The 25,089-nt window shown below is 37.1% G+C and carries 28 protein-coding genes; 19 read left to right on the top strand and 9 right to left on the bottom strand.

Annotated elements, in window-relative coordinates; all coding sequences use genetic code 11:
- Positions 1-38 precede the first annotated feature (38 nt).
- Entirely contained in the window at positions 39-962 is a 924-nt protein-coding gene (locus PPBDW_RS17240) for an MBL fold metallo-hydrolase (RefSeq protein ID WP_054262155.1), read from the top strand.
- A gap of 149 nt (positions 963-1,111) precedes the next feature.
- Here PPBDW_RS17240 and PPBDW_RS17235 read toward each other — a convergent pair whose 3' ends face one another.
- Positions 1,112-1,354 carry a hypothetical protein gene (locus PPBDW_RS17235; RefSeq protein WP_036790772.1) on the bottom strand — a complete coding sequence of 81 codons (243 nt, stop codon included), beginning with the start codon at positions 1,352-1,354 and terminating at the stop codon, positions 1,112-1,114.
- A 254-nt stretch (positions 1,355-1,608) separates the two neighbouring features.
- Here PPBDW_RS17235 and PPBDW_RS17230 point away from each other — a divergent pair, with 254 nt between their 5' ends.
- The 11 genes from PPBDW_RS17230 to PPBDW_RS17180 all read left to right on the top strand — a co-directional run bounded on the left by PPBDW_RS17230 (position 1,609) and on the right by PPBDW_RS17180 (position 11,632).
- On the top strand, positions 1,609-2,499 hold the full coding sequence (locus PPBDW_RS17230; protein ID WP_036790770.1) for a LysR family transcriptional regulator: 891 nt from the start codon (positions 1,609-1,611) through the stop codon (positions 2,497-2,499).
- A gap of 516 nt (positions 2,500-3,015) precedes the next feature.
- Positions 3,016-4,725, top strand: a complete 1,710-nt coding sequence (locus PPBDW_RS17225) for a L,D-transpeptidase family protein (RefSeq protein WP_036790768.1) — start codon at positions 3,016-3,018, stop codon at positions 4,723-4,725.
- Between the two features lie 292 nt (positions 4,726-5,017).
- Positions 5,018-5,512, top strand: coding sequence for a peptide-methionine (S)-S-oxide reductase MsrA (gene msrA / locus PPBDW_RS17220; protein ID WP_036790766.1), 495 nt, complete (start codon positions 5,018-5,020; stop codon positions 5,510-5,512).
- A 73-nt stretch (positions 5,513-5,585) separates the two neighbouring features.
- On the top strand, positions 5,586-5,972 hold the full coding sequence (locus tag PPBDW_RS17215) for a type II toxin-antitoxin system RelE/ParE family toxin (protein WP_036792833.1): 387 nt from the start codon (positions 5,586-5,588) through the stop codon (positions 5,970-5,972).
- 192 nt (positions 5,973-6,164) lie between these two features.
- Positions 6,165-6,413 (top strand): DUF3297 family protein, encoded by a 249-nt coding sequence (locus tag PPBDW_RS17210; RefSeq protein ID WP_036790764.1) that lies wholly within the window; start codon positions 6,165-6,167, stop codon positions 6,411-6,413.
- A gap of 271 nt (positions 6,414-6,684) precedes the next feature.
- Positions 6,685-7,161 carry a prolyl-tRNA synthetase associated domain-containing protein gene (locus tag PPBDW_RS17205; RefSeq protein ID WP_036790761.1) on the top strand — a complete coding sequence of 159 codons (477 nt, stop codon included), beginning with the start codon at positions 6,685-6,687 and terminating at the stop codon, positions 7,159-7,161.
- 50 nt (positions 7,162-7,211) lie between these two features.
- Positions 7,212-7,682, top strand: coding sequence for a pyrimidine dimer DNA glycosylase/endonuclease V (locus PPBDW_RS17200; RefSeq protein WP_181318362.1), 471 nt, complete (start codon positions 7,212-7,214; stop codon positions 7,680-7,682).
- Positions 7,683-7,770: 88 nt separating this feature from the next.
- Positions 7,771-8,052, top strand: a complete 282-nt coding sequence (locus PPBDW_RS17195; RefSeq protein WP_036792831.1) for a hypothetical protein — start codon at positions 7,771-7,773, stop codon at positions 8,050-8,052.
- Between the two features lie 219 nt (positions 8,053-8,271).
- Positions 8,272-9,384, top strand: a complete 1,113-nt coding sequence (locus PPBDW_RS17190) for an NADH:flavin oxidoreductase (RefSeq protein WP_036790756.1) — start codon at positions 8,272-8,274, stop codon at positions 9,382-9,384.
- Between the two features lie 112 nt (positions 9,385-9,496).
- The gene (locus PPBDW_RS17185) at positions 9,497-9,934 is read left to right on the top strand and encodes a thiol-disulfide oxidoreductase DCC family protein (protein WP_036790754.1); all 438 of its coding nucleotides are present in this window, start codon (positions 9,497-9,499) and stop codon (positions 9,932-9,934) included.
- 234 nt (positions 9,935-10,168) lie between these two features.
- The gene (locus tag PPBDW_RS17180; RefSeq protein WP_054262153.1) at positions 10,169-11,632 is read left to right on the top strand and encodes a BCCT family transporter; all 1,464 of its coding nucleotides are present in this window, start codon (positions 10,169-10,171) and stop codon (positions 11,630-11,632) included.
- A gap of 78 nt (positions 11,633-11,710) precedes the next feature.
- Here the strand turns inward: PPBDW_RS17180 and PPBDW_RS17175 are convergent, their stop codons facing one another.
- Entirely contained in the window at positions 11,711-12,472 is a 762-nt protein-coding gene (locus PPBDW_RS17175; RefSeq protein ID WP_036790751.1) for a hypothetical protein, read from the bottom strand.
- Positions 12,473-12,595: 123 nt separating this feature from the next.
- On the opposite strand from PPBDW_RS17175, the gene PPBDW_RS17170 reads away from it, so the two are divergent.
- On the top strand, positions 12,596-13,180 hold the full coding sequence (locus PPBDW_RS17170) for a MarR family winged helix-turn-helix transcriptional regulator (RefSeq protein WP_036790749.1): 585 nt from the start codon (positions 12,596-12,598) through the stop codon (positions 13,178-13,180).
- 32 nt (positions 13,181-13,212) lie between these two features.
- Here PPBDW_RS17170 and PPBDW_RS17165 read toward each other — a convergent pair whose 3' ends face one another.
- Together PPBDW_RS17165 and PPBDW_RS17160 are read right to left on the bottom strand one after the other, a co-directional pair.
- Positions 13,213-14,346, bottom strand: coding sequence for a ribosomal protein uL16 3-hydroxylase (locus tag PPBDW_RS17165; protein WP_036790745.1), 1,134 nt, complete (start codon positions 14,344-14,346; stop codon positions 13,213-13,215).
- Between the two features lie 175 nt (positions 14,347-14,521).
- Positions 14,522-15,985 (bottom strand): C69 family dipeptidase, encoded by a 1,464-nt coding sequence (locus PPBDW_RS17160; RefSeq protein WP_036790744.1) that lies wholly within the window; start codon positions 15,983-15,985, stop codon positions 14,522-14,524.
- Positions 15,986-16,206: 221 nt separating this feature from the next.
- Here PPBDW_RS17160 and PPBDW_RS17155 point away from each other — a divergent pair, with 221 nt between their 5' ends.
- Positions 16,207-17,106, top strand: a complete 900-nt coding sequence (locus tag PPBDW_RS17155) for a DMT family transporter (RefSeq protein WP_081045045.1) — start codon at positions 16,207-16,209, stop codon at positions 17,104-17,106.
- 70 nt (positions 17,107-17,176) lie between these two features.
- On the opposite strand, the gene PPBDW_RS17150 is transcribed toward PPBDW_RS17155, so the two are convergent.
- Positions 17,177-18,298, bottom strand: a complete 1,122-nt coding sequence (locus PPBDW_RS17150; RefSeq protein ID WP_036790743.1) for a TDT family transporter — start codon at positions 18,296-18,298, stop codon at positions 17,177-17,179.
- A 336-nt stretch (positions 18,299-18,634) separates the two neighbouring features.
- Here PPBDW_RS17150 and PPBDW_RS17145 point away from each other — a divergent pair, with 336 nt between their 5' ends.
- Together PPBDW_RS17145 and PPBDW_RS17140 are read left to right on the top strand one after the other, a co-directional pair.
- Positions 18,635-18,955, top strand: a complete 321-nt coding sequence (locus tag PPBDW_RS17145) for a hypothetical protein (protein WP_036790742.1) — start codon at positions 18,635-18,637, stop codon at positions 18,953-18,955.
- Between the two features lie 237 nt (positions 18,956-19,192).
- The gene (locus tag PPBDW_RS17140) at positions 19,193-19,390 is read left to right on the top strand and encodes a hypothetical protein (RefSeq protein ID WP_036790741.1); all 198 of its coding nucleotides are present in this window, start codon (positions 19,193-19,195) and stop codon (positions 19,388-19,390) included.
- Between the two features lie 106 nt (positions 19,391-19,496).
- Here PPBDW_RS17140 and PPBDW_RS17135 read toward each other — a convergent pair whose 3' ends face one another.
- Positions 19,497-19,871 carry a DUF2541 family protein gene (locus PPBDW_RS17135; RefSeq protein ID WP_036790740.1) on the bottom strand — a complete coding sequence of 125 codons (375 nt, stop codon included), beginning with the start codon at positions 19,869-19,871 and terminating at the stop codon, positions 19,497-19,499.
- 205 nt (positions 19,872-20,076) lie between these two features.
- On the opposite strand from PPBDW_RS17135, the gene PPBDW_RS17130 reads away from it, so the two are divergent.
- Both PPBDW_RS17130 and PPBDW_RS17125 read left to right on the top strand, forming a co-directional pair.
- Complete coding sequence (locus tag PPBDW_RS17130; protein WP_036790739.1) at positions 20,077-20,394, top strand: heavy metal-binding domain-containing protein; 318 nt, start codon at positions 20,077-20,079, stop codon at positions 20,392-20,394.
- 49 nt (positions 20,395-20,443) lie between these two features.
- The gene (locus PPBDW_RS17125; protein ID WP_201257795.1) at positions 20,444-20,812 is read left to right on the top strand and encodes a DUF3703 domain-containing protein; all 369 of its coding nucleotides are present in this window, start codon (positions 20,444-20,446) and stop codon (positions 20,810-20,812) included.
- 67 nt (positions 20,813-20,879) lie between these two features.
- Here the strand turns inward: PPBDW_RS17125 and PPBDW_RS17120 are convergent, their stop codons facing one another.
- On the bottom strand, positions 20,880-21,380 hold the full coding sequence (locus tag PPBDW_RS17120; protein WP_036790737.1) for a peptidylprolyl isomerase: 501 nt from the start codon (positions 21,378-21,380) through the stop codon (positions 20,880-20,882).
- 110 nt (positions 21,381-21,490) lie between these two features.
- On the opposite strand from PPBDW_RS17120, the gene PPBDW_RS17115 reads away from it, so the two are divergent.
- Entirely contained in the window at positions 21,491-22,465 is a 975-nt protein-coding gene (locus tag PPBDW_RS17115; protein WP_036790734.1) for a Gfo/Idh/MocA family protein, read from the top strand.
- 92 nt (positions 22,466-22,557) lie between these two features.
- On the opposite strand, the gene PPBDW_RS17110 is transcribed toward PPBDW_RS17115, so the two are convergent.
- Positions 22,558-24,162 (bottom strand): ABC-F family ATPase, encoded by a 1,605-nt coding sequence (locus tag PPBDW_RS17110; protein WP_082386850.1) that lies wholly within the window; start codon positions 24,160-24,162, stop codon positions 22,558-22,560.
- Between the two features lie 210 nt (positions 24,163-24,372).
- Positions 24,373-25,020 (bottom strand): MarC family protein, encoded by a 648-nt coding sequence (locus PPBDW_RS17105; protein ID WP_036790732.1) that lies wholly within the window; start codon positions 25,018-25,020, stop codon positions 24,373-24,375.
- Between the last annotated feature and the right edge of the window lie 69 nt (positions 25,021-25,089).

The following is a 25,089-nucleotide window of genomic DNA, read 5'->3' as shown; positions in this document are numbered from 1 at the left end:
AGCTATTTTTTCGTTCAATTATACTTAGAGTAATTTAAATGGTTAGATCAAAGAAAAAAAGCCTCATTATTAGCTCATTAACCTCGTCAATCGTCATGATGACGTTTTCAACATCGTTATTGGCAACTGAATCAAAGGCACAATCCGCTTCTGGAGATTGGTTTAAGGTCAGTTATATTGCTGATAACACTTATATGATAGAAGAACCTAAAAGCAGCCAGTATAATATTAGTTATTTAATTATCGGCAATCAAAGAGCGTTAATGCTAGATACTGGATCTGGTGAAAATCACTCTCAATCTAAGCAAAGAATTAGCAATATAATCAATCAATTGACCGACAAACCAGTAACGTTATTACTGACTCACTTTCATTTTGATCATAACGCTAGTATCGATGAATTTGATCATATTGCTTTTGCCGATATTGAAAAAATCAGAGAAAGAGCGGTTGATGATAAAACATACATTTTCGCCCCTAAAGAGTTAGCATTTGGTACATATCCAGAAAAAGCGATTGTTAACGAATGGCTGGATCTAGGTAAGAATATAGATCTGGGAAATCGAGTAGTTAAAATCACACAGGTAAAAGGTCACACAGACGATAGTGTGCTTGTTGTTGATGAAGGTAATAAAATAATATTTACGGGTGACACGCTTTACAATGGGCCATTAATTGTTACTGGAAAACATAATTATGTCCCATACATCCAGACAATAAAGAAGATGCAAGCAGACTTTAATGATACTTATTACTTCTATGGCGCACATGGTAACAAGGCGTTAGGGGGGATGATGCGATACTCAATACTGTCAGGTACGTCAGATCTTCTTGAATGTGCTCAAAAAGAGGCTTGTGACTATTCAGAAGTGATATCTGAACAGCTTGGTGGCAATGAACTCACGGGGACTCTATTTATCAAAAATGAATTACCGTTGATATATACCGAAGATTTGCATTAAAGAAAAAGCCGCTTAAATTGCGGCTTTTTCTATGGTGTTCTTGGTATTCAAAGGCACTTCTTTAAAGTAACAGTGCTGATATAAATCTCGGTGTAAATTATTCTTAATTCAAAGCATAATCTTAATAAGTATTTATATTAGGTTGCTACTTATTTAGCGCTAGCAGATGCTAATTTTTCTGCGAATGTTAACTGTGATGTTTTCTGAGTAAAGACAATACTTGAATTATGGTCGCCTGCAATACCATCTTGTACATAGCGTTGAGCATTTGTAGCATGAGCTTGTGGTGCTTTTAAAGATACATTACCAGTAAAGTTACCATCAGCAGCAGCAACACTATAAGATGTTGATAAAATAATAGCCATAACGATTGTTTGTAGTGATTTTTTCATATTTATTACCTCTATTGATATCTAGACTGTTTGCTCTGCAATTGTTAATTCCTATAAGTCATTAACATAGATACCCTTCTGACACGTGTTTTTAACGTAAGCTAAATCCACCTGTTTGCACGTTTAACAGTATTAAAATTCATTTTATAAGCTGAATGCCTTGTTGATGTGTGTAGTCTATGGCAATGACATATCAGAATATATAAAGTATTATTTAGTTTAAACATCATATTTAGTTATGTATTTGGTGGAAAATGAAGTCAAAACTCGATTTGAATTTATTGGTGGTTTTCTTAGAAGTGTATCGACTTCGTTCAATCACTTTGGCGTCAGAGTCATTAGGCTTAACGCAACCGGGAGTCAGTGGTGTACTGAAGCGGTTGCAATCTCAGTTAGGTACGCCACTTTTTGTAAGAGAAGGACGGGGAATTAGCCCGACTCATGCCGCGATACAATTAGCTGCTGAGATTGAACCAGCTTTAACTAAAGTAGAGAGTGCGTTAGGGAATGTGGCCGGTTTTGATATTCAATCACATCGAGCTTTTACTATTTATGTGAATGAAATTATTATGCATATAGTAAGATCTAAAATTGAAGCCGATATAACATTAGGTAATTGCACCATTCAATTACATATGACGCCCAATAGTGAAGAAGAATTATTGCATCAACTCAGCTTACAGAAAGCTGATCTAGCAATTGATGTGGGCGTACGATCTAATTCCGCTTTTTCCTATGCACCATTTCTTGATGATAGTGTAGTTGTGGTGTGTCGCAAGGGGCACCCAAGAATTCAAAACACACTTACTCGAGAGCAGTTGGACACTGAGATTAGATGCTCGGTTCAACAGCGGCGAATAGATTTACTGGAAATGAATTACTTCACCGATGAGAACCTTATGCCGAAAGAGATAACATGTGAGGCGGCATCAGCATTATCAATGTTGGCGTTGGTTTCTGAGAGTGACTCTATAGCAATGGTGAGTACTTTATTAGCAGAGAAATACGCTAAGCTATTTAACTTGCAAATTATGCCGCTACCATTGGTATCAAAGCCTTTTAAACACTTTATGATGTGGCACAAGCGCAGCGATAATAATCCTGCAAACAAGTGGCTAAGAGATAAGCTTAGCTCAATCTTGTAATACTAAAGTAAGTTAGGTGTTGGGTTTAATCTGCATAGTAGTAAACGTGTTATGTGGGCGTTCTACTTAGATATTCCAGCAAAATCAGCGCACTTTTATCAGAGGAAAGAGTAAGAAAAAACGCTACTAATGGGAAATGACCGAACAGGGTCAACTAATTGACGTTTGTTTTTTTGACTTACTAACTATTTATTTAATAACGTTTAATTCTAACTGGAATGAAACGTTGTTTTTAACGAAATAAATAAATTATCACTTTTATTGCCTCAAAACTTTCAAGATTTAATTTTAAATTTAACTAAATGGTTTCATTTAAGGTTAAATATTTGTTTGATTTTTTATTAATAGAAATTGAAAAAAATTCACCTCAAAATTTAATATTCCGAAATTAAGATTTTTCATCTATCTCTTTTTAACATAAATTACATCTATTAGTTATTATTAAAATCGTTGTTATTTGTTTGGTGAATGATTTTAATTCTAAAAAAGTATACTTTTTTAGTTAAGGAACGTTGGATGAGATGTAATCGTAAAAAAATAAGTACATTTATTGGTTCGGTAATGACTATATCGGCATTATTAACCAGTGGTTCTGCTTTGGCTACTGATAATGGGGCGAGCAGTGATCTGGATTGGCATGTCTTAGATGGCGTTACGGTTAATAGTACAGCGTCTTTGTGCTCGTACTCAACGGTAAAAGTGTGCAACGGTGGCATTTTGAATACGTTGTATGCCGATAATAATTTCATGCCATACTGGTTAAATCTAGCGCTTGTCAATGCGATCATGCCGCAATTACAAGCGCTGGCGGATTCCAATACACTACCCGGTATGAAGCAGCGTCTAAAAGAGTTGAAGAAATTAGAGGCATTGCCGGATGAGCGTGGATTTGATCTGTTATTAACGGATACGTATTTGGTTTACGTGGATTATGTGCATCAATTAATGCTAGATCCTCGACCATTATACAATTCACATCCAGTGAAATTGACGCCGTTGACATTGAAAATGGCACAGAGTTATTTCCCATTAACGGTTCAAAAGATCCATTCTCTTATTCCTTCTTCGCTGTTTGTTCCAACAATGGATGTTATTAACCACCTATTAAACTTGCCGGGTAACCCACTTGATTCGAGTAACGTTCACTTTGATAAGATTGTCCCGTTCGGTGATACCATACTTTATGGTGGTAAAGTGGCGACAGTGCTTTGGAATTTGGGCTATTTAACTCAGCCTCAATATCAACAAATTACTGCCCAAGCAACGATTACCAATACCGGTGTGATGAACCAAGCGATTAAGGCCTTTCAAGGCGACTATGGTTTGAAGATGGACGGCATTATTGGGCCTGATGTTGTGAGCCAATTAATACGCCCTTATTCTAGTTTGGCACGTATTACGGCATTGAACTTACAACGTGAGCGTTTTGCACAATTACAGGGAAATGGCCCACAAATTATTGTCAACATTCCTGATTTCAAAATGACGTTATATGATAATAAAAAGCCCGTATTTGAATCGAAAATTATTGATGGGATGCCAAAACGCCCAACCAATTTGTTCCAGTCATACATTAATACGGTTGTGATTAACCCTTATTGGTATGTACCTGAAACGATTAAAGTTAAGAACATTATTCCAGCGGCTAAAGCCAATCCTAATTTTTTAAAGAATAGCCGTATTGATGTTATTAATAGCTGGACAGATCGCTCTGTTGTACCACAAGAATCAATTGATTGGGCAACGGTGAATCCACAGACATTTACACACGAATTTCGTCAAGATACAGGTCCTGAAAATGCTTTAGGGCGTGTAGCGTTCTTAATGCCTGATTCATTCTCTGTGTATATGCACGATGAATCACAATCAGAGTATCCATTGTTTAAACATTACCACCGAGATTTTAGTTCTGGTTGTATGCGAGTTCAAAAACCACGTCAGATGGCAACAATGATTTTGTCTTATCAAAATATGCCGAATTTGCCTTCGGTTGACGATATGATTAATACCAATAAGCATCGTGAGATTGGCTTGAATATGCGTGTTAATCTTGATGTGGCTTACTTAACGGCTTGGGTAACACCCAGTGGTCAGTTAGAGATGCGTCATGATATTTATGGTTATGATAATCCTCGAGCTCAACCGATTCAGAATCAATTTATTTCGATTCCAAACTACCGTACAAAGCAACGAATAAAACTGGCATTGAATGGTCAAACTAGCTAATTTGAACGTTGTTGTTCATCGTTAATACTCCATTATAAGGAATATTAACGGTAGCTTAATGGTTTCTTTACTTTGCCGCGTAGCGTTTGTGTTCAATAAATTGTTTAACAATGAGTTGCTATTCGGCTAACTCATCTGATCCCTCAATAGTCATTAAATTCTTGATGATATTGGCTGGTATGATTAGCGAGAATTGGTGAGTGGTATTTTCAAGTTCTAATTGCGATAAATATTAACTTGTGGTTGTATGAAAAGTTATAAGTTCACGCAATGTGACAATAGGAGTGGTGATATGAGTCTCGAAAAAGCAATACTAGCGGGTGGGTGTTTTTGGGGTATGCAAGATCTTATTCGTCGACAACACGGTGTGGTTTCAACACGGGTTGGCTATACCGGTGGGGATGTTGACAATGCGACCTATCGCAATCATGGCAGCCATGCTGAAGCGATTGAAATAACCTTTGATAATACGCAAACGAGCTTTACTCAAATCCTGACTTACTTTTTTCAAATCCATAATCCTTCAACCCCTAATCGACAAGGGAATGATATTGGTTCGTCATACCGCTCTGCTATTTTCTATACCTCAAATGAGCAAAAAACCATTGCCGAAGATTTGATTAAACGAATGGATGCTTCAAGCATTTGGCCAGGGCCGATAGTGACGGAAGTTGTGCCTGCGAGTGATTTTTGGCAAGCAGAGCCTGAACATCAAGATTATTTAGAGCATCAACCGAATGGCTATACCTGCCATTTTCCGCGTCCAGATTGGGTACTTCCTGAATAATAAAATAACCATTTGGCTTTTCATTATTTGAGGAGCCGAATGTTAAAAATATTGCGTTAACTTAATGATAAAAATGAACATTTATAGAGTACAAAAAGAAAATAGAACAATAGCGCTTTATGATTTTTTTGATGATATTTCACAAAAATTACAACTGAATATTGAGCATAAATTTCAATCGTATCAAACCCATAATGATATTTATCATTGTAAAAGCTTAAAGTTACTCAACCCAAAAATATGGAAATACAAAGGGTTAATTTATAAGTTAAGAGTCGATAATGGCAAAGAATCAGCAAGGGTATTGTTCATTAAAACAAAAGACAGTGATATTGTTATTATTCATGCTTTTTTAAAATCCACGCAGAAAACGCCTAAGAAAGAAGCGAAGCAGGCAATCAATGTCTATCAACAGCTGGATGATATAAATATTGAACAACTGATAATGGATAGTCAGTAGATAATTATTAGCGTGAACGTTGTTGCTGGCTATTACATGACCATATTTTTGTTGAAACGCATGAAAGCTGATGCGTCGATGTTAGCATTACAGACGTTTAATGGTTAGTTTTTACTTCCCTAGATACAACTCTTGAGCGTTAGCTTGAGATTGTCTACAATAGCGCACTTTTTATTTTCGACAGGCACTAACATGAACGATACTACATCACGCCCGACTTTACCGGATCACCTTTCTGGTAATCCTCGTAGCCCACATTACCTAGAAGCTGCTTTTGAATATGAGATCGGCATTCTACTTAACGGCAAAGAGCGTTTTGATGTTGAAGAATACTGCATTAGTGAAGGTTGGGTAAAAGTACCATCACCTAAAGCATTAGATCGTCGCGGTAACCCACTACTTATTACATTAAAAGGTACTGTTGAAGCTTTTTATAAGTAAAACTCGCCTTAGCACTAAGCAAGGTTATACTTTTGCTTAGTTGGTGCGGTAGTTACGTTTTCTCGTTATTATACTGATTGTTCGCACCACATAGAGCCTAGCATGTTTAGGCTCTATGCGTTCACTTCCTGCCTTAATATGATCAGTCTTCTATTTTTCAAATAAACACTTAATACTATTATCAATCTTGATTAAATTTAAATAATATAAATTAGAAAATAAATATAGCTTATTTATTAGGGTTATTATTTAATTTAATAAAGGCTGAATGATGAATATATATAACATACTTGATGAATTATCTATTGATTATAAAAAATATGATCACCCAGCAGTATTTAGCTGTGAACAAGCACATCTTTTAGGGCTGAATATTGAAGGTGTGGCCACTAAAAATCTATTCATTAAGGATAGAAAAGGTAGCCGGCATTTCTTAGTTGTTGTAATTGCAGATAAAAGCATTGATCTAAAGTCGCTCAGTCAACGTTTAGGCGTTACCAGCCTAAGTTTTGCTTCTCCGCGTCGGTTAGAAAAATATCTAAGTATTACGCCTGGGGCTGTATCTATTTTAGATATAATCAAAGATAAGAATAATGAGGTTGAGTTAGTTGTTGATAATGCAATATTTAATTATTTATCATTACAATGTCATCCGTTTACCAATACTGCGACATTGGATATTACTGTTAAAGGCATACAACAGTTATTAGCGCATTATCAACGACCATATATAGAAATAGTCTTATAACATTCATATTTTCTTCTAAACTAGAAGTGCATCAAATAAGGGACTATTCGATGAATATTTTTATTTTAGATGATGATATTGAAAAGTGTGCGCAATACCACTGTGATCAACATGTGGTTAAAATGATTTTAGAAAGTGTGCAACTTTTATGTACTGCTCTCAATAAAAAGGGATTTACGACGCCTTATAAATCGACCCACATTAATCACCCTTGTGTACTGTGGGTTGAGCAATCATACGATAATTTTTTATGGCTAAAAGCATTAACTCTAGCATTAAATAAAGAGTACAAATTTCGTTACAATAAGCAGGATGATCATAAATCGATTGCTGTTCTTAGTGATATTTCAGCATTCTCATATGATGCAATCGGGCTGACAGCCTTTGTCCAAGCAATGCCAGATGATTTCAAAGTTGAAGGTGATGCGATAGCGGCTTATCGAAATTTCTATAGAGGTGATAAATCAGCGTTTGCCAAATGGACTAAACGGTCACCACCTTATTGGTTTTCCATGCTTTAACGCTTAATTTAGGTATTATCACTGATGTAATCAACGTATTATGATTCGGTACTATTTGATTTTATTTAATAACCAGCAAGAGTTAATTATGAATGTAGATAAAGCGAAAAAACGCATAGCAAAGCAAGTTAAGAAGGGGTTTAAAGGTTATCCTCTGCTATCTTTGGCTTATTTTGGTAAGACTGCTGATATTGCAACTGAAGTTGTGGTCACATTTACCCTTGAAGAGGGGGCTGAGCCTCAAGAGCAAAAATTTGCCAGTGAGAACGATGTTCGAGAAGATGAAACAATTCAATCTGTTTTAGTTAAAATTATTGATCGCGCTGGTGCAAATAGCGTGCTTGAAACGGAAGGTGTTAGCATTTTGTAATGGTTGACGTGATGCTGTAATTCTGTAAATTGCTCTTAAGAATATAGTTGATAGAAGTGACATTATCTTAATCCAGATTAAAGATTTTTAGGTATATTAGCGGTATTATTCATTCCAGCTTAGCGCTTATTATAAAAAGAACAGTATTAAGATGCTGTTCTTTTTGGCTTTTTTGGGTGCAGGTGAATTAAGAAAAAACGATATTTAAGAGGATTTGATTTGAGTACTTTGTTTACAGAAACCCGTATTGGTAACATGGCATTAAAAAACCGCTTTGTTCGTAGTGCAACATGGGAAAATATGGCAACAGAAGATGGCCATATGACCGATAAACTTTATGCTATTTATGAAGAACTTGCGCAAGGGGAAGTCGGGCTGATCGTAACGGGTTATGCAAATATTGTCGAAGAAGAAAAGCCTAATGCCGGTATGATGGGCATGTATAACGATTCTTTTATCGCAGAATATCAAAAGTTAACCGATCTTGTTCACCAATACGATTCCAAAATCGTTATGCAACTTGCTTATGGTGGTACTAAAACAACCTATAATGTTGGCGAGCGCGTGATTTTTGCACCAAGTGCTGTGTGTGAAAAAGGTACGCAAACGTTGGGTCAGGCGATGACTCAAGCTGATATTGATTATATTGTTGAAGCCTTTGCATTAGCCACTAAACGTGCACAAGATGCGGGTTTTGATGGGGTTGAAATTCATGCCGCACATACTTATTTAATTAACCAATTTTTAAGTCCATATTATAATCAACGTGATGACCAATATGGTGGTAGCCTTGAAAACCGTATGCGGTTCTTATTAGAAATTTACTCTAAAATTAGAACCTTAGTCGGTGACGATTACCCTATTTTAGTTAAACTAACTGCATCTGAATTTTTTGATGGTGGGTTAACGTTTGCTGATACTCGCCTAATTTGTAAAAAACTAGAAGCTGTTGGTGTTGATGCAATTATTATTTCAGGGAATGTCCATGGTAAAGCTGACACTATGGTTGGTGAGTCTTACGATGGCTATACGATTGAGCCTGAAGGTTACTTCCATCAATATGGTGATGTGATCAGTCAAGATGTTGATGTACCCGTTATTACGGTTGGCGGTTTAAGTGAGTTCGATGCTATTGAAGCAATGGCGAATAATACGAGTATCGAATTTTTTGCACTTTCACGACCATTACTTTCAGAACCTAAGCTAATTAAACGTTGGTTAGAGGGTTATAAAGCTGACGTTGAATGTGAACGATGCTCAAAGTGTCGCACCCGTCGTGGTAATTTCTGTGTGGTAAATAAAACCCGTAAAGCTGAATTAGCACGGTTATAATTTACGTTATTATCTATTTTACCTGAATAAGAGTTAACCATTGTGTTAGCTCTTTTTTTTAAGTTAAATATATCTATTTCATTATTAATCTGTTGTTATTGTTTGAGGTAAGATGAATAGAGAATCTATTGTGGATATTAACGATAACAGCCAAGTAGCCAAAAATATTGTTATTTTTGATGGTATTTGTCATTTATGTGAAAGCTCAGTGCTATTTATTATAAAAAGAGACCCGCAGCGGCTATTTTCATTTTGTTCGGCTCAATCTGCTACAGGCGTCTATTTGCAGCAACGATATCAGATCGATGCGCTTAAAAATGAAACAGTAGTTTTAATCTCAAATGGTGTCGTTTTTGAACGTAGTAATGCTATTTTTGCTATTAGCGAGCTTTTGGGTGGAAAGTGGCGTTACTTTAGTTTATTGAAATATATTCCAGTATTTATTCGTGATTTTATTTATAAAAAAATAGCTAAAAATAGATATGCGCTGTTTGGGAAACATAGCCAATGTTTATTACCAACGGCAGATATAAATGATCGTTTCATATGAATATGTTTAGATAAATACTAATTAGTGATGATGATTGTGGCTCAGCTCAATTGTGAACTATGTTTAACCCTCTGTTATAAATGAATCTTTATCTATATAAGACTTACGGCTCCCTTCTGAAAAGTGACAAAGATCCCTAATATGAAAATTGTCTCAATAGTGTTGTGGACAGGGTTGGTACGATTTGACAAAGTAACTTTATTGTTAATATTTTGATGATTATTGGTAACCTACATGGATGTAAACTTCCAACCTCGTTTATTCATTTTTATTGCAGCATTTATTGCTGTGCTCTTTATTTTTTTTCCGCAATTTAGCGTTTATCAATTAGCCTCAGTAACAGAAGCTGTAATCACTGAAATGGACGATTATGTGATTTTGTTTTCAACAGTGGTGTTGGTAATTTGTTTTGCACTTTGTATATCACCTTTAGGTAAAACGACACTCGGTGATGAAGCGCCAGAATTTGGTATCGTGACATGGTTAGTGATGCTGTTTACCACAGGAATGGGCTCAGGATTAGTGTTTTGGGGAGTGGCAGAACCTATCTACCATTTTTCAAATATGCCTCCAATAACGTATGACGGAGATCCTAAAGATGCAGCTTTAGGGCTTACTTATTTTCATTGGGGGATCCATGCTTGGGGCTTGTATGCCTTGGCTGGTCTTCTTATTGGGTGGCAGGTATATATTAATAAAAGACCAATGAGGATCAGTGCATCATTATCTAAATCTGAACGGCCTAAATGGTTAGCTATTGTCGATTTAATTGCGGTTTTAGCTATTTTGTTTGGCATTGCTGGTGTTCTAGCAAATACGATGGCTTTGGTTGAACAAGGAATTCGAAGTGTTACGGGTATCGAACAAGATTTGACAGCTATGCGCGTAGTATTGACGGTAGTTGTCGGTACGTTGTTCATGGTCTCAAGTGCGCTAGGGCTTAAAAAAGGTATTAAGCGACTTAGTTGTTTTAATATGTGGCTTATGGTGGCAATTTTTGGTTTTGTATTGGTTAATGTTGATATTTTTGCCGTCGCAGGGCGAATGGTGAGTTCAATAACTGCCTATATTGTTTTATTGCCGCAAGTTTCGTTGGCTGCTATTGAGGGGGGCGAAAAGTGGAGCCAAGGTTGGACTGTTATTTATTTAATTTGGTGGATCTCTTGGGCGCCATTTGTCGGGCCATTTATTGCTCGAATTAGCCGTGGGCGTACGGTGAGACAGTTCTTAATTTGTACTATTTTTATACCAACATTAGCATCTATTATGTGGTTCTCTGGTTTTGCTGGTGCGGTGTTTGAAAGTAGCTATCTTACTGAAGTCGTGCAAGCTGTAAATCAAGATTATACCAAGGGGTTGTTTACTTTTTTTGCTCAGTTACCAATGAGTGACATATTGTCGACAGCAGCATTGCTATTGCTACTGACGTTTGTAATATCGAGTTCAGACTCTGCAATTTATTCTGCGTGTATGTTAATGGATGATACTCGCACTAGCAGTAAGATTTGTTGGTCAGTTATTGTTGTGACGATGGGAATAGCGTTAGCAATAATTAATAATGTTGATCTTAATAAGCAGGTAGCAATTGTAGGCGCTATTCCATTTATATTGGTGATGATCACTCAAATATTGGTGGTTGTTTACCATAAAATAGTATTTTGGTGGCAACGTAGTCAAGCGACTTATAGCTCATCATAATCTTGATATCAACCTTACTCGAATAGTTAGAGAAGTAAGGTTGATTTCTTTATTGATAAGATATGTCATGGATAATTGTTAGTGATTCGTTTTGCCGGGTAGGCTCAAATCACCAGAAGCAACATCAAAGACATTTTTCACACATAATAGCGGTGAATGTGCACTTGCATTGATCCTTAATCCTGCAGTTACACCATCAAAGTTAGCGCTTTTAAGGGATTCAATATTGTTAAATCTTACTTTAACGTTAAGTGCATGGCCTCGGAACTCAGGTTGGTAGTTAGGACTGTCAATTAATAGCGGTAATCCAGGCCATGTATTAGGTAGCATTGGTTTTTCACCTTTTGGAATATCCACGACACCGAGAGCATTAGGGCCACATTTTTCATTGGGTGCTAAAACAACCCAGTGGCTATGCCATATATTACCGTCGTTAGCTTTGTTACCATCGCCATTCTCATCGTAAAGTGGTGTGTCATCAAAATCGGGATGAGAGGTGACAGCTAACGCTAAGATACCAGCATCTTTTTCAAAACCTACCGCATGGCTGTTTAATGTTAATGGCCATACATATGAGAAAACATCACTGCCCGCTAATTTACCAATAGGCGTTGGGGTAATTTCTCCTGCTTTGCCTGAGACGGCAATATGAAAAGTAGCCACATTACCTTGAGTGGTGACTTTAGTATGAATAATATCAAAGGGGGCAAGTGCCTGACTATTGGTTTTGGTTTGAATACCACCGGTGTGGATTGAATGGGCAGAAACGGAACTTGAGAAAGTGAATACTGCAGTGACCATGATGGCCAACATCGTTTTATGGTTGGTTGAAGTGTTCATGACATCCTCCGCTGTGTGAATTGAGTGATGTTCATATCATTATGGTATCGACTCAATACTATATTTATATAAGAACATAACAAGACAGTTGTCAATATTGTTTTGAGTCGATACTATTAACTTATGAACATAATCATTATTCAACAGTTACTTGATCGTATCGGTAACTTGATCAGAGTAGAAATGCGAACAGGGCTTATTGAACATGGTTTGCAGCCAGTTCAGTTTGATGCTTTGTATTATCTGTCAATTTGTAACCGTTTTTCTAATACGCCCAAAGCCGTCACTGAGTTTTTAGGCTTAACGAAAGGTACGGTATCTCAGACAATTAAAGTTTTAGAAACAAAGGGATATATTGAGAAAGTTGCTGATTGTGCTGATAAACGTGTAATGCATCTAATAATGACCGTAAAAGGGCGTCAATTATTGGATGATTATTTTCCGTCTGCGAAGTTGTTATCTGCCTGTTCGGGTTTAGAGGGGGAAAACTCGGAATTTGATCCTGAATTATTACAGCAACAATTAATCTTATTATTAGCATCAATGCAAAAACAACATCAATATCGTTCTTTTGGTGTGTGTTCTACTTGTCAGCACCATCTTCATGTCAATAATGGCTATGTGTGTGGGTTAACTCAATTACCATTAACATCTGATGATATAACACTGATTTGTGTCGAGCATCAGCGACGGACTAAAGAAAAATAAGAGAGGCAATGGCCTCTCTTATTGTTGAGTGCTTATTCGACAGGGTACCAATAACCAAGGTTAATTAATTGGGTTAACATGGCTAAAAATGCAGGATGATCAAGTTGTTCACCCAATTTAGCATAGGTTACTTGTTCTTCATCACACAATAATTTAGCGGCATCAGCACATTCTGGCGGTAATTGATATTGATCACCGTTGATGTATAGAAGGTGTGCTTGATCTGGATGGTAAAATGCACGTAAACCACCGATACGCTTAAATGCTTCGCCGTCTTCTAAGAACTGATAAGTCTCATTATTTTGCCATGGCGGTTCAGAAGCCATTATATCTAGTTCATGACGATTCTGAGTTAAATGCTCACCCATCCATTGTTTTAATAGTTGTGGGTGATCAAGTAAACTACGCATCATATTTTCAAGATCTTTTGCTTCTGCAGGTAAAATGGCACCGTTGTTAGCACGGGCTGGAAGCATAGGATTATGATAGTGCACATCACCAATATCATTAGCAATCACAAAATCGGCAAAACTACTTAATAATTCTTGTTTTTTAGGTGATCGAAACCCAACAGAGAAACTCATTGAGGTTTCAATTGCGTAACCATCATGAGGAAAGCCTGGTGGAATATATAAAATATCACCAGGTTCTAGAATATCATCAATAATAGGGTCAAAGCCTTTGATTTGACGTAGTGCTGGATGACGGCACTCTTCTTCATAATCATCTTTCTTCGGTCCTACGCGCCAATGACGTTTGCCTGAACCTTGCGTAATAAATACATCATACTGATCAATATGTGGGCCAACACCGCCGCCAGGAGTAGAGTAACTGATCATTAAATCGTCAAGTAACCATCCGGGTAATTGGCGAAATGGTGTTATTAATTGTGCTGCACCTTCATGCCAATGGTTAGCGGCTTGAACAATGAATGACCAATTATCTTCAGGTGTGTCATCAAATGTCAGTGGTCCATGACGAACATCCCAAGTATCGGCTAATTTAGCGATATAGCGCGAATCAACCTCTTCTTCCATTGCTAATCCTGCTAGTTCATCAGGTGTAATGGGATCGACAAAATTTTTAAAACCACCTTTAATGATGGTTGGTTTCTTTTGCCAAAACTCGGCAAGAAATTCTTCAAATGAAAACGTAAGTTGGTACATATCACGCTATTTATTGTTGAGCTGGACGGCGATTATAACGTAAACCGCTCGTAGAGATCTCATTTGTTTGAGTTTACTGACATGACACACTGAAAACTGAGGATCATAAAAAAGCGCTAATTTTTTAGGTCAGCGCTTTTAATGACGGCATTGAGTATCATTGTTGACTAAGTGCTTAAGCGCCAGCGAAATGCGATGCCATATCTGCTTTTTGAGTCAGTGTAGTAAATATTTCGTTAGTGACTTTAAGCGCATTATCTGTCGCTGTTTTCTCGAATTTATTAATTAAAGCAGTCGCTTCTTTTGGATGTTGTTTATAAATAGCTAAGTATTTTTGTTCCATTTTTTTCTGAGCAATAGCTGTATCGGCTTCATATTTATCATAGGCAGCACGAATAATGGGTTCATTTTGTTTCCAATTAGCCATACCTAATGTCTGTAGTTTACGCATATCCCAGAAAATAGAGCCGTTGCTGGCAACATCGGTACCAATATCATAACCGTACGGAATTTTAGTTGTACCTTGATAGAATGGAATATAAACCCCAAGCGCAGTCATTCCAAGATTGATGTATTCTGTTTCACCAATGGCAATAGGTAGGTCTGGACGTACTTCAATAATATGTGATTCAGCACAACGGAATACTGAGATTGGACGGTAGTGACCAAGGGGATCCTTATTGGCGTACGGATCCATGGCTGTACCTTGGTAATGGTTACGCATAATAGCTTCAACTTTTTGAAGTGAGATCTTATGTGTTGGGGTTAAAAACACAGGGTAATTTTGTTGGTCACGATTAACTTGTGTTTTAAGCCCAGGGTTAAGAATATGCTGCGCAATCCAAACTCGAGGGTAGTTGTAAGTGATATTTTCTTGACCGCCAGTGGTGCCATAAGCATCGTGGAAATTAAATGGTTTATTGGCTTTTGCAACATATAAACCATGTTGCTCTGCAAAAGAAACTAAATTAGGCGATGCTAAATAATCCTTATTGTGAGGTAGGTATTCTTCTAAACGAGCCTGATTACCTGAGATAAAATAGGCATCATTAGGGGTTTTACGTGCCATCCATTGGTGACCACTGCCGGTTTCTAAATACCAAATACCTGTTTTGTCAATAAATCCAACTCCAAAGCCTTGCGATGCGCCACGCTCTTCAATGATTTTACCTAGTAACTCAACACCTTCTCTAGCACTGTGAATACGAGGTAAAATCACGTTTTCTATTGAATCTTCATTAATGCCATTTTGGATATAAGGATCAACAGTAAGTGCAGCTTTACGATTGGTCAAACTTTCTGTTGAGGTAATACCAACGCCCGCTGAGTTTAAACCAACTTCGCCCATTGTTTGATCATGGGTATCCCAGTCTTGCATCGAGGTATAAGCCAGCGACACTTTAGGATAAGGATAGGTAAAACGGTCAGTGTTTGAGTGGAACTCACCCTTTTCATTAATGGTACGAGGGTGGAGTACGAAGTGTTTAGCCCATACGGCCTTATAATCTTCGTTACGTGCCATGTAGTAGGCACCATTAGTTGAGGCTTGGTTACCAACAAGTAAAGTTGTACATGCATTTGCAGCTTGAGTGCCAAGTAAACTAGCAATTGCACAAGCTAATAAAGGGACTTTTTTCATAGTAGTTAATCAAGTTTATAAAATTAATACTGATTCTAGGCTTGTTGGTAGAAATGAACAGATCAGCTATGGAAATCTCATATTGTTAATTTTCAGTTCATTTTTCAGTCGTAATGACGACGGTGACAATTAGGATTTAATAAATAGCGGTACAATATAACACTTGCGAGGTTGATGTTTTTTTTCATAAAATGATTATTTATGTTAATGAACTGCCTACCATGCTTAATTCTTCTTTAAATAAAATACCCATTGGCGTTAGATATATGTTGATGTCAGCGCTTGCATTTGCATTGATGTCGAGTTGTGTGAAATTGGTGCATACCTATGGTATTCCCGTATTTGAAATCGTAGCAGCGCGAGCTATTGTGTCACTACTGATTAGTTATGCTGATGTAAAGCGTAAAGGTATTTGTGTGTGGGGGAATAATCGAAAGCTATTATTAACTCGTGGTGTAACAGGGTCATTGGCATTAATTTGCGTTTACTATGCTGTATCAACCTTACCTTTAGCAGAAGCGACTATTTTACAATATCTTAATCCTGTTTTTACTGCCATTTTAGCGATACTTTTCCTTAAAGAAAAAATTCATATCAGTACCATTATTTGTATTTTTTGTTCAATCATTGGTTTGGTATTGATAGTAGGACCAGGGTTAACCTTAGATCATGTTCAACAGTTACCTCTATTTAGTATTGGTATTGCGCTGTTAGGCGCGTTTGGTAGTGGTGTGTCCTACATTATTGTAAAACGTTTAAGTACTACTGAAGATAGCTCGGTGATCATCCTTTATTTCCCGTTAATAGCACTACCATTATCAGTGATCTTATTGGGGAATGACTTTGTAATGCCATCTAAAGAAGCACTTGGATTGTTGTTATTCGTAGGTATTTTTACCCAATTTGGACAAGTGGGTTTAACGAAAGCAATGAAAACAGAAGTTGCAAGTAAAGCAACTGCTTACTCGTATATTCAAGTCGTGTTTTCGATTGTACTAGGGTGGTTAGTATTTAGTGAAGTGCCTTCAGTATGGACATTAGCTGGGGGAGCAATGATTATTTTGGGTGCTTTTGTGAATGTAATCGGAAGTCTACGTACTCAAAAAACGGTAAAAGTTTAATCATAAGTACAGACTAATAGCCCAGTAATCTTTAACCTTTATAAGTTAAAGATTACTGGAATTTTTATATTTAGTTATTACCTTTCTTTGATTTAATATGAATAACCGATGTAGGGTTATGGAAGATCTTACCTTGTTTAAAGCCTTTCAATGTTCCTAATGCTGCTGTAATCCACGCTAAAATTAAGAACGCGAATAGAATAATTGCAGCCCACTGAAAAGCCGGTAAACCAGTATGGTGTGCTAACTGTGTTGTACCTGTTACACATGTACCAACGGGGAAGGTAAATGCCCACCATGTTAATGCGAACGGCATTTTACGACGCATAGCACGTAGGGTTAATAATGCTGCTACACAGAACCACAACATAGCAAAGCCCCAAATAGGCACGCCATATAAAATTGCCATTACATTCATTGCGCTAGCAATTGGTTCGTTAACGGTAATCAATGCAGCGGTACCTAAACAACCCGCAGCAGTAATAGATTGGCCTAGTGGACCTAATACAATCCATAATGTTGGCACACGAGCACTACCTGATGTACCAGCATGCGCTAGACGACTCCAAATCAGCGTAATAATAATAACAGACGCCATTAAACTGAGACCGAAACAGGCGTACATGCCATAAAGTAGAGTTTGTTGAGCTGCTGAATGAGGCATATGTGATATAAACATTGAACCAATTGTTGCTGATACCATCGGCGGTACAACAGGCATTAACCAACCACCAAATGCCGCATCATCATGTACTTCATTATGAGTAAATAAACGATAAGGAATAATAATTGCTGTAATAATACCGCTTATAGTACCAATCCAAAATAGTGGCCAAGCAATGTTAAGCGCAAGACTTTGACCGAAAATGTGAGAGCCAAGTAAAAGTGTACCGCCAGCGACAGTGAGAAATGCCATCGGTGGAGCACCAAAGAACTGCGACATAACGGGATCATTAAATTGGCGCGTAATGATATGTGGTTTAGTGATTGTCTGATAACTTTTAAAGATTGTCATAAAAATCAGCATAGCAAAAGCAATCAACCAAACGACGGTTGAAAATCCAACTAAGCTTTTACCTATAAAAGGTAGACCAACAGCAGCATTGGCGATAATACCTGTGCCCATAACAGATGCAAACCAGTTAGGACCCATTTCTTTTTGTAGTTCGATTTGTTGTTTATTATTTGACATAAAATTACTTTTCAATGAGATAATATTCACAAATAGTTAGTGATATATCTACTTTTTAGAGGAAATATAATACTAGTATTATATCTTTATCTTTCAAATAAGACGTTTATATTATTGTGCTAACTAAGCAGTATACAAACTATAACGCTATTTTGGTTTTTGTAAAATTTAATATCATTAATAAGGGTTTAATTATTACTTAACCTGATTCTTTAATTGCTATTTGTGCATACTTATAGCCTGCAGTTTTTTATCTCCTTGTATTTTAAGTTTTTTACTATAGTGTGTATGAGTAAATGTCTTAAAAATTATTTACAAGAATATTAGGTTAAAAGAATGATTGAAATAAATAACCAGTATTATCGTGGTGTTATTAGTATTAATTCTAAAGTGAGTGGCAGTGGGGAAGTACAAGGTTACTCATGGTGTTTATCATCGACATCAACCACTCTTATTATTGAAATTGCCGAGGATCAAGCTATTGATCGTGAAACTTTACCCTTAGTGGGTTATGGCTGTAGTGGTTGGATTTATGAGCAGCCACTAACTAAACAACATAATAATATTGTTTCTTTCATCGATACGGCCATGGTTCTATTTCGCAATAATAAAATGACTTACTTTCCAGCTGTAACCTGTAGTTGCAGTGATTTATAACAATTGCTCGATAATATTTATTATGCGGATATTATCGAGATATTTTTATCTATATAATAAATAGTATCAGAATATAAATTTTATTTTAGTGTTTGTCGGTTATTTATTTAAGCTTATTTAAAAAACAGTATCAATAATCAGTTGTTATTATATTCATTAATATAACAAATTTTGTACATAAATTAATTATACCAAAAATAAAAAACTCAGTCGTTAAAGACTTTAACGAGAAATGAGATGACGTTAATTGCAGCTGTAGGAGCTATTTCATTTGTTTCTTGGTTATTTCCAATTGTACTTGGGGTAGCAAAGGCGTTGAACTTTACTGTTTCTGCTGTAGATATAATAGTATTTTATTTTGTATTTCTTACTATATCAGCCATTATTTCAAATGTAATAGTAAAAATTACTATTAACTCTAAATCTGTAGGATAGTATATTATTGCGGAGTAATAAAAAAGCGTAATACGAGACCTTAAATACTAGGTTCATATTACGCTATTTAGATTAATACCTTACTTTAATTTAATTCTAAGGTGTATTAATCGATACCGATTACTTTAACGCCAGCACGAGTACCTTCAGAGTTTCCTGATACTTCAATATGCTTAATACAACGCTCATAGCCAAATAGACGTGCGCCTGTATCTTTATCTTTTTTCACATCGCGATAATAATTATAGGTTTTTTCTTCGCCATTGCGGAAGCGTACTTTTACACGATCAAGTTTAAGATCACGTTGCGCTTCGATTTTAAAACCTTTTGCATTACGACAAATTGGAAATGGGATCTTTCCTTTAACGTTACCAATTTCAAGTAGCCAAGTGTGACCTAAAGTAAACGTACCGGCAGTTGCTGGAAGAGATGTGACAAGACCACCTGCAAGTAGAGCTAGTCCAATTAAGCCTTTTTTCATTTTTTTACACTCTATTGAATTTGTATAAAAAGTATATCAGGCAAAAAATGTAAACTCAATAGTTTACATGTAAGCAGGTGTTTCTGTCACATATTTTTCAGCCTTTGTTGTATTGAGAGGGGACCTCCTTTATTGTGGGATATATAATTAGATGTATTTGATTTATTGAGTGTCTCATAATTAATATTAAGAGGAATTTCACATAATGATTTTTTCAACAACAGAAACGGTTCCTGGGCATGAGATTATCGCTATACTAGGTGTAGTAACAGGTAATGTGGTGCAATCTAAGCATATTGGCCGTGATATTATGGCAAGCTTAAAAGGAATTGTTGGTGGAGAATTAAAAGGATATACCGAAATGTTTAATGAGGCACGTGCGCAAGCAATGACGCGCTTAGAAGCAGATGCTTCAGCATTAGGTGCAGACGCTGTTGTTGGCGTTCGATTTACAACGAGTGCAATTATGGATGGTTCTTGTGAATTATTAGCGTTTGGTACTGCTGTAACGCTACGCGAATAGAACTATCGTAGGTTAATTATTTAAGGATGAATAATAACTCGGAGGGATAATGAGTAATTTTAGCCAAAATATAGCTCCTTATGTTAAAAAAGAAATGATTCGTGCATATCGAGCTCAAAAAAAAGATGATCCTATAACAGCATTTCGACATTTGGAAAATGCGCATGTGCTAGGTCAGGAATCAACCTACTGGCATGTTAAAGTTCATTATTTGATGTTGCGTTGGGCGATTAAACAGCGTGATATTAAAGAAATCAGTGGCCAGTTAATTCGTATTATAGGTGCTGCATTATTGACTGCCATTGATGGTGTACCGATTGGTAATACTGGCGGAAGTAATGTGCATGCGCTAAAAGTAATGCCTATTTCAGCGAAGAATGCTGAGATTATTACTAAAACGAAAGCGTTATCACGTTAATTAATCGTTTGGTGTTGCAGTAGGAGCGGTGGCTATCATTCAACGCTCCTACATAATAAAAGAATGCTTATTCCGTAATCGTTACTTGTTTGATGATAATTGCACTACACGGCACATCATCATGGCCTTGTGTTGTTGTCGTATTAACTTGGGCGATATGGTTTACAACCTCCATCCCCGCCGTTACATTGCCGAAGACGGTATAACCCCAACCGCTATTTGTTGTTGCTGTGTAATCAAGAAAATCATTATCAGCGAGATTAATAAAAAATTGTGCCGTTGCTGAATGGGGAGCGTCTGTACGCGCCATTGCTATCGTACCGATGGTGTTTTTAAGACCACGATTAGCTTCATTAACAATCGGGTCTCGAGTTGGCTTTTCTATTAAATCTTCGCTATGACCACCGCCTTGAATCATAAAGCCTGCAATAACACGATGAAAAATTGTATCGTTGTAAAAGCCATCACGGCAATATTGAATAAAATTTCGTACAGTGACAGGAGCTTTCTGTTTATTAAGGCTAATATCAATATTACCGACATTGGTAATTAAAGTAATGGTTGTCATAGTAACTATCTAATTGGAATTCTTGTTCGTAGTATACGTAATTTATAGCATAAACTATAGCGAGTACAGTGAGTGACAGAGCAATAATAACCATGAAAAGGAATTAAGTAATGAACACGAAGATGATCCGGTGGGGCATGATTGGTTGTGGTGCAGTCACTGAGGTTAAGAGCGGACCTGCTTATCATAAAGTATCAAATTTCACTTTAGCGGCTGTTATGCGTCGTGACCAGGTTCTAGCGCAAGATTATGCTCAGCGACACAATATAGAGACAGTACATGCCGATGCTGATGTACTTATTAATGATCCGATGATTGACGCAATATATATTGCCACCCCACCTGATAGCCATAAAGAGTTGGCCTTGAAGGTTGCTCAAGCTGGGAAAATTTGTTGTGTCGAGAAGCCGTTAGCACCAACTTATGCAGATTGCCAAGCAATTGTTGCTGCATTTGAAGCAGTACAGTTACCATTATTTGTTGCTTATTATCGTCGTTCTTTACCGCGTTTTAATCATATAAAGAAGCTCCTTGATGATGGTGAAATTGGAGATATACGTCATATTAGTTGGCATTTGAATAAGCCAGCTAATCCAATGGATCTCTCGCAGCAATATAACTGGCGTACGGATAAAACGATTGCAGCTGGTGGTTATTTTGATGACTTAGCGAGCCATGGTTTAGACTTATTTGGATATTTGTTGGGTGATTTTGCAAGCGTAAAAGGGATAGGTATTAATCAACAGCATTTATATACCGCGTTAGATGCTGTGAGTGCGTGTTGGTTACATACTAATGGGGTGACTGGAAGTGGAAGTTGGAATTTTGGTGGTCATTCACGCCAAGATAAAGTCGTGATTTACGGAAGCCAAGGTGAAATTCGCTTTTCAGTGTTTGATGAAGCGCCAATAGAGGTTATTTCTGGTGATAAAGAGCAACAAATTATCATTGAAAACCCGACTAATATTCAGTTATACCATATTGATAATATGCGAAAGCAATTGTTAGAAGGCTTGCCGCATCCATCTACAGGTAAAACTGCTGCGCATACTGGGTGGGTCATGTCGCAAATATTAGCAATATAACGCTGGACTATAATGACACTATCAAGGTAGATATTTAGATGGTGAAGTAGCAAGTTATCTCAAATGCGGTAACTTGCTACTTGTATCATGCGTTAAGCAACTTTACCTTCAAGGGCAAGGTTTGACATGTATTCGTCAAATGTGCCGTGGAAGTTAACCACTTTCTTGTCGCGAATATCAATAATGCGTGTAGCTAATGATGATACGAATTCGCGGTCATGGCTTACAAAAATCAACGTGCCTTCATATATTTTTAGGGCGTTGTTTAATGCTTCAATTGCTTCCATGTCCATGTGGTTAGTTGGTTCATCCATTACCAATACGTTAATATTTAGCATCATTAGTTTGCCAAAGATTAAACGGTTTTTCTCACCACCAGAACAGTTCTTCACTTTCTTGTTGATATCGTCAGCCGTAAACAATAAACGGCCTAAGATACTACGTACAGCTAGATCATCGTGATCTTTAGTACGCCATTGTGAAATCCAATCAAATATGCCTAAATCGTTATCAAAATCTGCTGAACTATCTTGAGGACAGTAACCGATTGATGCATTTTCAGACCATTTAATCACACCGTGGTTGTGTTTTAGCTCATTAACTAAACAACGTAACATGGTGGTTTTACCAACGCCGTTTTCACCGATGATAGCTAATTTAGAGCCTGCATCAAGGATTAAATCGCCGCCTTCAAATAATGTTTCCCCATCAAAACCATGACCGAGTTCTTCTAGAATCAGTGCTTGACGGTAAAGTGCTTTACCTGGCTTGAAACTTAATGATGGTTTTAATCGACTTGAAGATTTTACTTCATCAAGTTTGATTTTATCCATTTTTTTCGCGCGAGAACTTGCTTGTTTTGCTTTTGATGCATTAGCGCCAAAGCGGTTTACGAAGTCTTGTAACTCACTAATTTCAGCACTTTTCTTGGCATTTTCTGATAATAATTGTTCTTGAATCAGAGATGATGCCTCAATGAACTTTTCGTAGTTACCAGGGTAAATACGTAATTCGCCGTAATCGATATCTGCCATGTGAGTACATACAGAGTTCAAGAAGTGACGGTCGTGAGAAATAATGATCATGGTACATTTACGCTGATTTAACTCGCCAGCAAGCCAGTTAATCGTGTGGATGTCCAAGTTGTTGGTTGGTTCATCAAGTAGCAATATATCAGGGTTAGAGAATAAAGCCTGTGCTAATAACACACGTAATTTCCAACCAGGTGCTACTTGTGACATTAAGCCATAGTGAAGCTCTTCATCTATACCAGCATCAAGCAGTAACTGCCCAGCACGGCTTTCTGCACTGTAGCCATCCATTTCTGCGAATTCGCTTTCTAGTTCAGCCACAGCCATGCCGTCTTCTTCTGTCATTTCTGGCAGAGCATAAATACGATCACGTTCTTGCTTTACTTTCCATAACGCTGCATCACCCATAATTACCGCATCAACAACCGTGTATTGCTCAAACGCAAACTGGTCTTGGCTTAGAGTACCTAAACGTTGTCCTGGAGAGATAGACACGTTGCCAGAACTTGGGGCTAGTGCGCCACTAAGGATTTTCATGAAGGTTGATTTGCCGCAACCATTAGCACCAATAAGACCATAACGGTTACCGTTGCCAAACTTAGCTGAAATGTTTTCAAATAACGGCTCAGCGCCAAATTGCATTGTAATGTTTGCGGTAGATATCAAGAGGTATTCCTAGCAGTTTTATTCGATGATTTTTTGGCAATAAAGCCAAAAGAAGATGCACGAAAACAGAGATAGATGTAAAGGGTGCGAATTATACAGAGGTTTGTTTGTAAATGTCGAGGGTGAAAATGTAACCAATGCAAGATAACAACCTTAAAAAAGGAAGGGTTAAGGCTGTTATCTTGTCATCGAGGAGTAAATAATCGCGAATTATTTCGCTAAATTTGTCGCGTTAAACAGCATGAATGCATCATGTACACCTTGAATTAGCATTTGCATACCAATAACCGTTAAAATTAATCCCATTAGGCGGGTAGTAATTGTAATTCCTGCTTCACCGACCTTATCAACCAGCTTTGGACCATAAAGAAAACACACTAGGGTAATTAAACACAAGGTCGCAAAAGCAACAATGGTGATTATAGTATGTAGAAATGATCCGGATGCGGAGTAGTTCATTGCTGTCGCGATAGTACCAGGGCCAGCTAAAATAGGTAACGCTAATGGCGAAATAGAGATGTCTTTCTCTTCGGTAGCGTCGCTGCTTTTAGATTCTGAGTGCATTTTTGAACTATCACCTTGTAACATGTGATAACCAACTAAAAAAACTAAAATTCCACCTGAAAGTCGCAGTGCCGGTAAGGTAATACTGAATAATTCAAAGATCCCTTTACCTAACAAACAGAAGGTAGCAATAATAAAAAAGGCAGCAGTAAGGGCTTTAAATGCGGTTTTTTTGCGTTGCTCTGGAGTTTGACTCCCTGTCATTCCGACAAAAACAGCGGTATTGGCAATAGGGTTCATCATGGCAAAGAACCCCATAAAAACCGTGATTGTCATTGTGGTAATATCGTGCATAACCATCCTTTTGGTTAATTTTTTGTTATTGATTTGATTACAATAGCATGGATTTATAGTATCTGGACG

The organism is Photobacterium kishitanii (genome assembly GCF_000613045.3).
GTDB lineage: Bacteria > Pseudomonadota > Gammaproteobacteria > Enterobacterales > Vibrionaceae > Photobacterium > Photobacterium kishitanii.
Note: the sequence above shows the minus strand (reverse complement) of the source record. Positions and strands in the feature narration are given on the sequence as shown.

Excerpts from the sequence above, each read along its gene's own strand:
- PPBDW_RS17240 (WP_054262155.1), top strand. The coding sequence starts at position 39 with ATGGTTAGATCAAAGAAAAAAAGCCTCATTATTAGCTCATTAACCTCG.
- PPBDW_RS17235 (WP_036790772.1), bottom strand. The coding sequence starts at position 1,354 with ATGAAAAAATCACTACAAACAATCGTTATGGCTATTATTTTATCAACA.
- PPBDW_RS17230 (WP_036790770.1), top strand. The coding sequence starts at position 1,609 with ATGAAGTCAAAACTCGATTTGAATTTATTGGTGGTTTTCTTAGAAGTG.
- PPBDW_RS17225 (WP_036790768.1), top strand. The coding sequence starts at position 3,016 with ATGAGATGTAATCGTAAAAAAATAAGTACATTTATTGGTTCGGTAATG.
- msrA (WP_036790766.1), top strand. The coding sequence starts at position 5,018 with ATGAGTCTCGAAAAAGCAATACTAGCGGGTGGGTGTTTTTGGGGTATG.
- PPBDW_RS17215 (WP_036792833.1), top strand. The coding sequence starts at position 5,586 with ATGAACATTTATAGAGTACAAAAAGAAAATAGAACAATAGCGCTTTAT.
- PPBDW_RS17210 (WP_036790764.1), top strand. The coding sequence starts at position 6,165 with ATGAACGATACTACATCACGCCCGACTTTACCGGATCACCTTTCTGGT.
- PPBDW_RS17205 (WP_036790761.1), top strand. The coding sequence starts at position 6,685 with ATGAATATATATAACATACTTGATGAATTATCTATTGATTATAAAAAA.
- PPBDW_RS17200 (WP_181318362.1), top strand. The coding sequence starts at position 7,212 with ATGAATATTTTTATTTTAGATGATGATATTGAAAAGTGTGCGCAATAC.
- PPBDW_RS17195 (WP_036792831.1), top strand. The coding sequence starts at position 7,771 with ATGAATGTAGATAAAGCGAAAAAACGCATAGCAAAGCAAGTTAAGAAG.
- PPBDW_RS17185 (WP_036790754.1), top strand. The coding sequence starts at position 9,497 with ATGAATAGAGAATCTATTGTGGATATTAACGATAACAGCCAAGTAGCC.
- PPBDW_RS17180 (WP_054262153.1), top strand. The coding sequence starts at position 10,169 with ATGGATGTAAACTTCCAACCTCGTTTATTCATTTTTATTGCAGCATTT.
- PPBDW_RS17175 (WP_036790751.1), bottom strand. The coding sequence starts at position 12,472 with ATGAACACTTCAACCAACCATAAAACGATGTTGGCCATCATGGTCACT.
- PPBDW_RS17170 (WP_036790749.1), top strand. The coding sequence starts at position 12,596 with ATGAACATAATCATTATTCAACAGTTACTTGATCGTATCGGTAACTTG.
- PPBDW_RS17165 (WP_036790745.1), bottom strand. The coding sequence starts at position 14,346 with ATGTACCAACTTACGTTTTCATTTGAAGAATTTCTTGCCGAGTTTTGG.
- PPBDW_RS17160 (WP_036790744.1), bottom strand. The coding sequence starts at position 15,985 with ATGAAAAAAGTCCCTTTATTAGCTTGTGCAATTGCTAGTTTACTTGGC.
- PPBDW_RS17155 (WP_081045045.1), top strand. The coding sequence starts at position 16,207 with ATGCTTAATTCTTCTTTAAATAAAATACCCATTGGCGTTAGATATATG.
- PPBDW_RS17150 (WP_036790743.1), bottom strand. The coding sequence starts at position 18,298 with ATGTCAAATAATAAACAACAAATCGAACTACAAAAAGAAATGGGTCCT.
- PPBDW_RS17145 (WP_036790742.1), top strand. The coding sequence starts at position 18,635 with ATGATTGAAATAAATAACCAGTATTATCGTGGTGTTATTAGTATTAAT.
- PPBDW_RS17140 (WP_036790741.1), top strand. The coding sequence starts at position 19,193 with ATGACGTTAATTGCAGCTGTAGGAGCTATTTCATTTGTTTCTTGGTTA.
- PPBDW_RS17135 (WP_036790740.1), bottom strand. The coding sequence starts at position 19,871 with ATGAAAAAAGGCTTAATTGGACTAGCTCTACTTGCAGGTGGTCTTGTC.
- PPBDW_RS17130 (WP_036790739.1), top strand. The coding sequence starts at position 20,077 with ATGATTTTTTCAACAACAGAAACGGTTCCTGGGCATGAGATTATCGCT.
- PPBDW_RS17125 (WP_201257795.1), top strand. The coding sequence starts at position 20,444 with ATGAGTAATTTTAGCCAAAATATAGCTCCTTATGTTAAAAAAGAAATG.
- PPBDW_RS17120 (WP_036790737.1), bottom strand. The coding sequence starts at position 21,380 with ATGACAACCATTACTTTAATTACCAATGTCGGTAATATTGATATTAGC.
- PPBDW_RS17115 (WP_036790734.1), top strand. The coding sequence starts at position 21,491 with ATGAACACGAAGATGATCCGGTGGGGCATGATTGGTTGTGGTGCAGTC.
- PPBDW_RS17105 (WP_036790732.1), bottom strand. The coding sequence starts at position 25,020 with ATGCACGATATTACCACAATGACAATCACGGTTTTTATGGGGTTCTTT.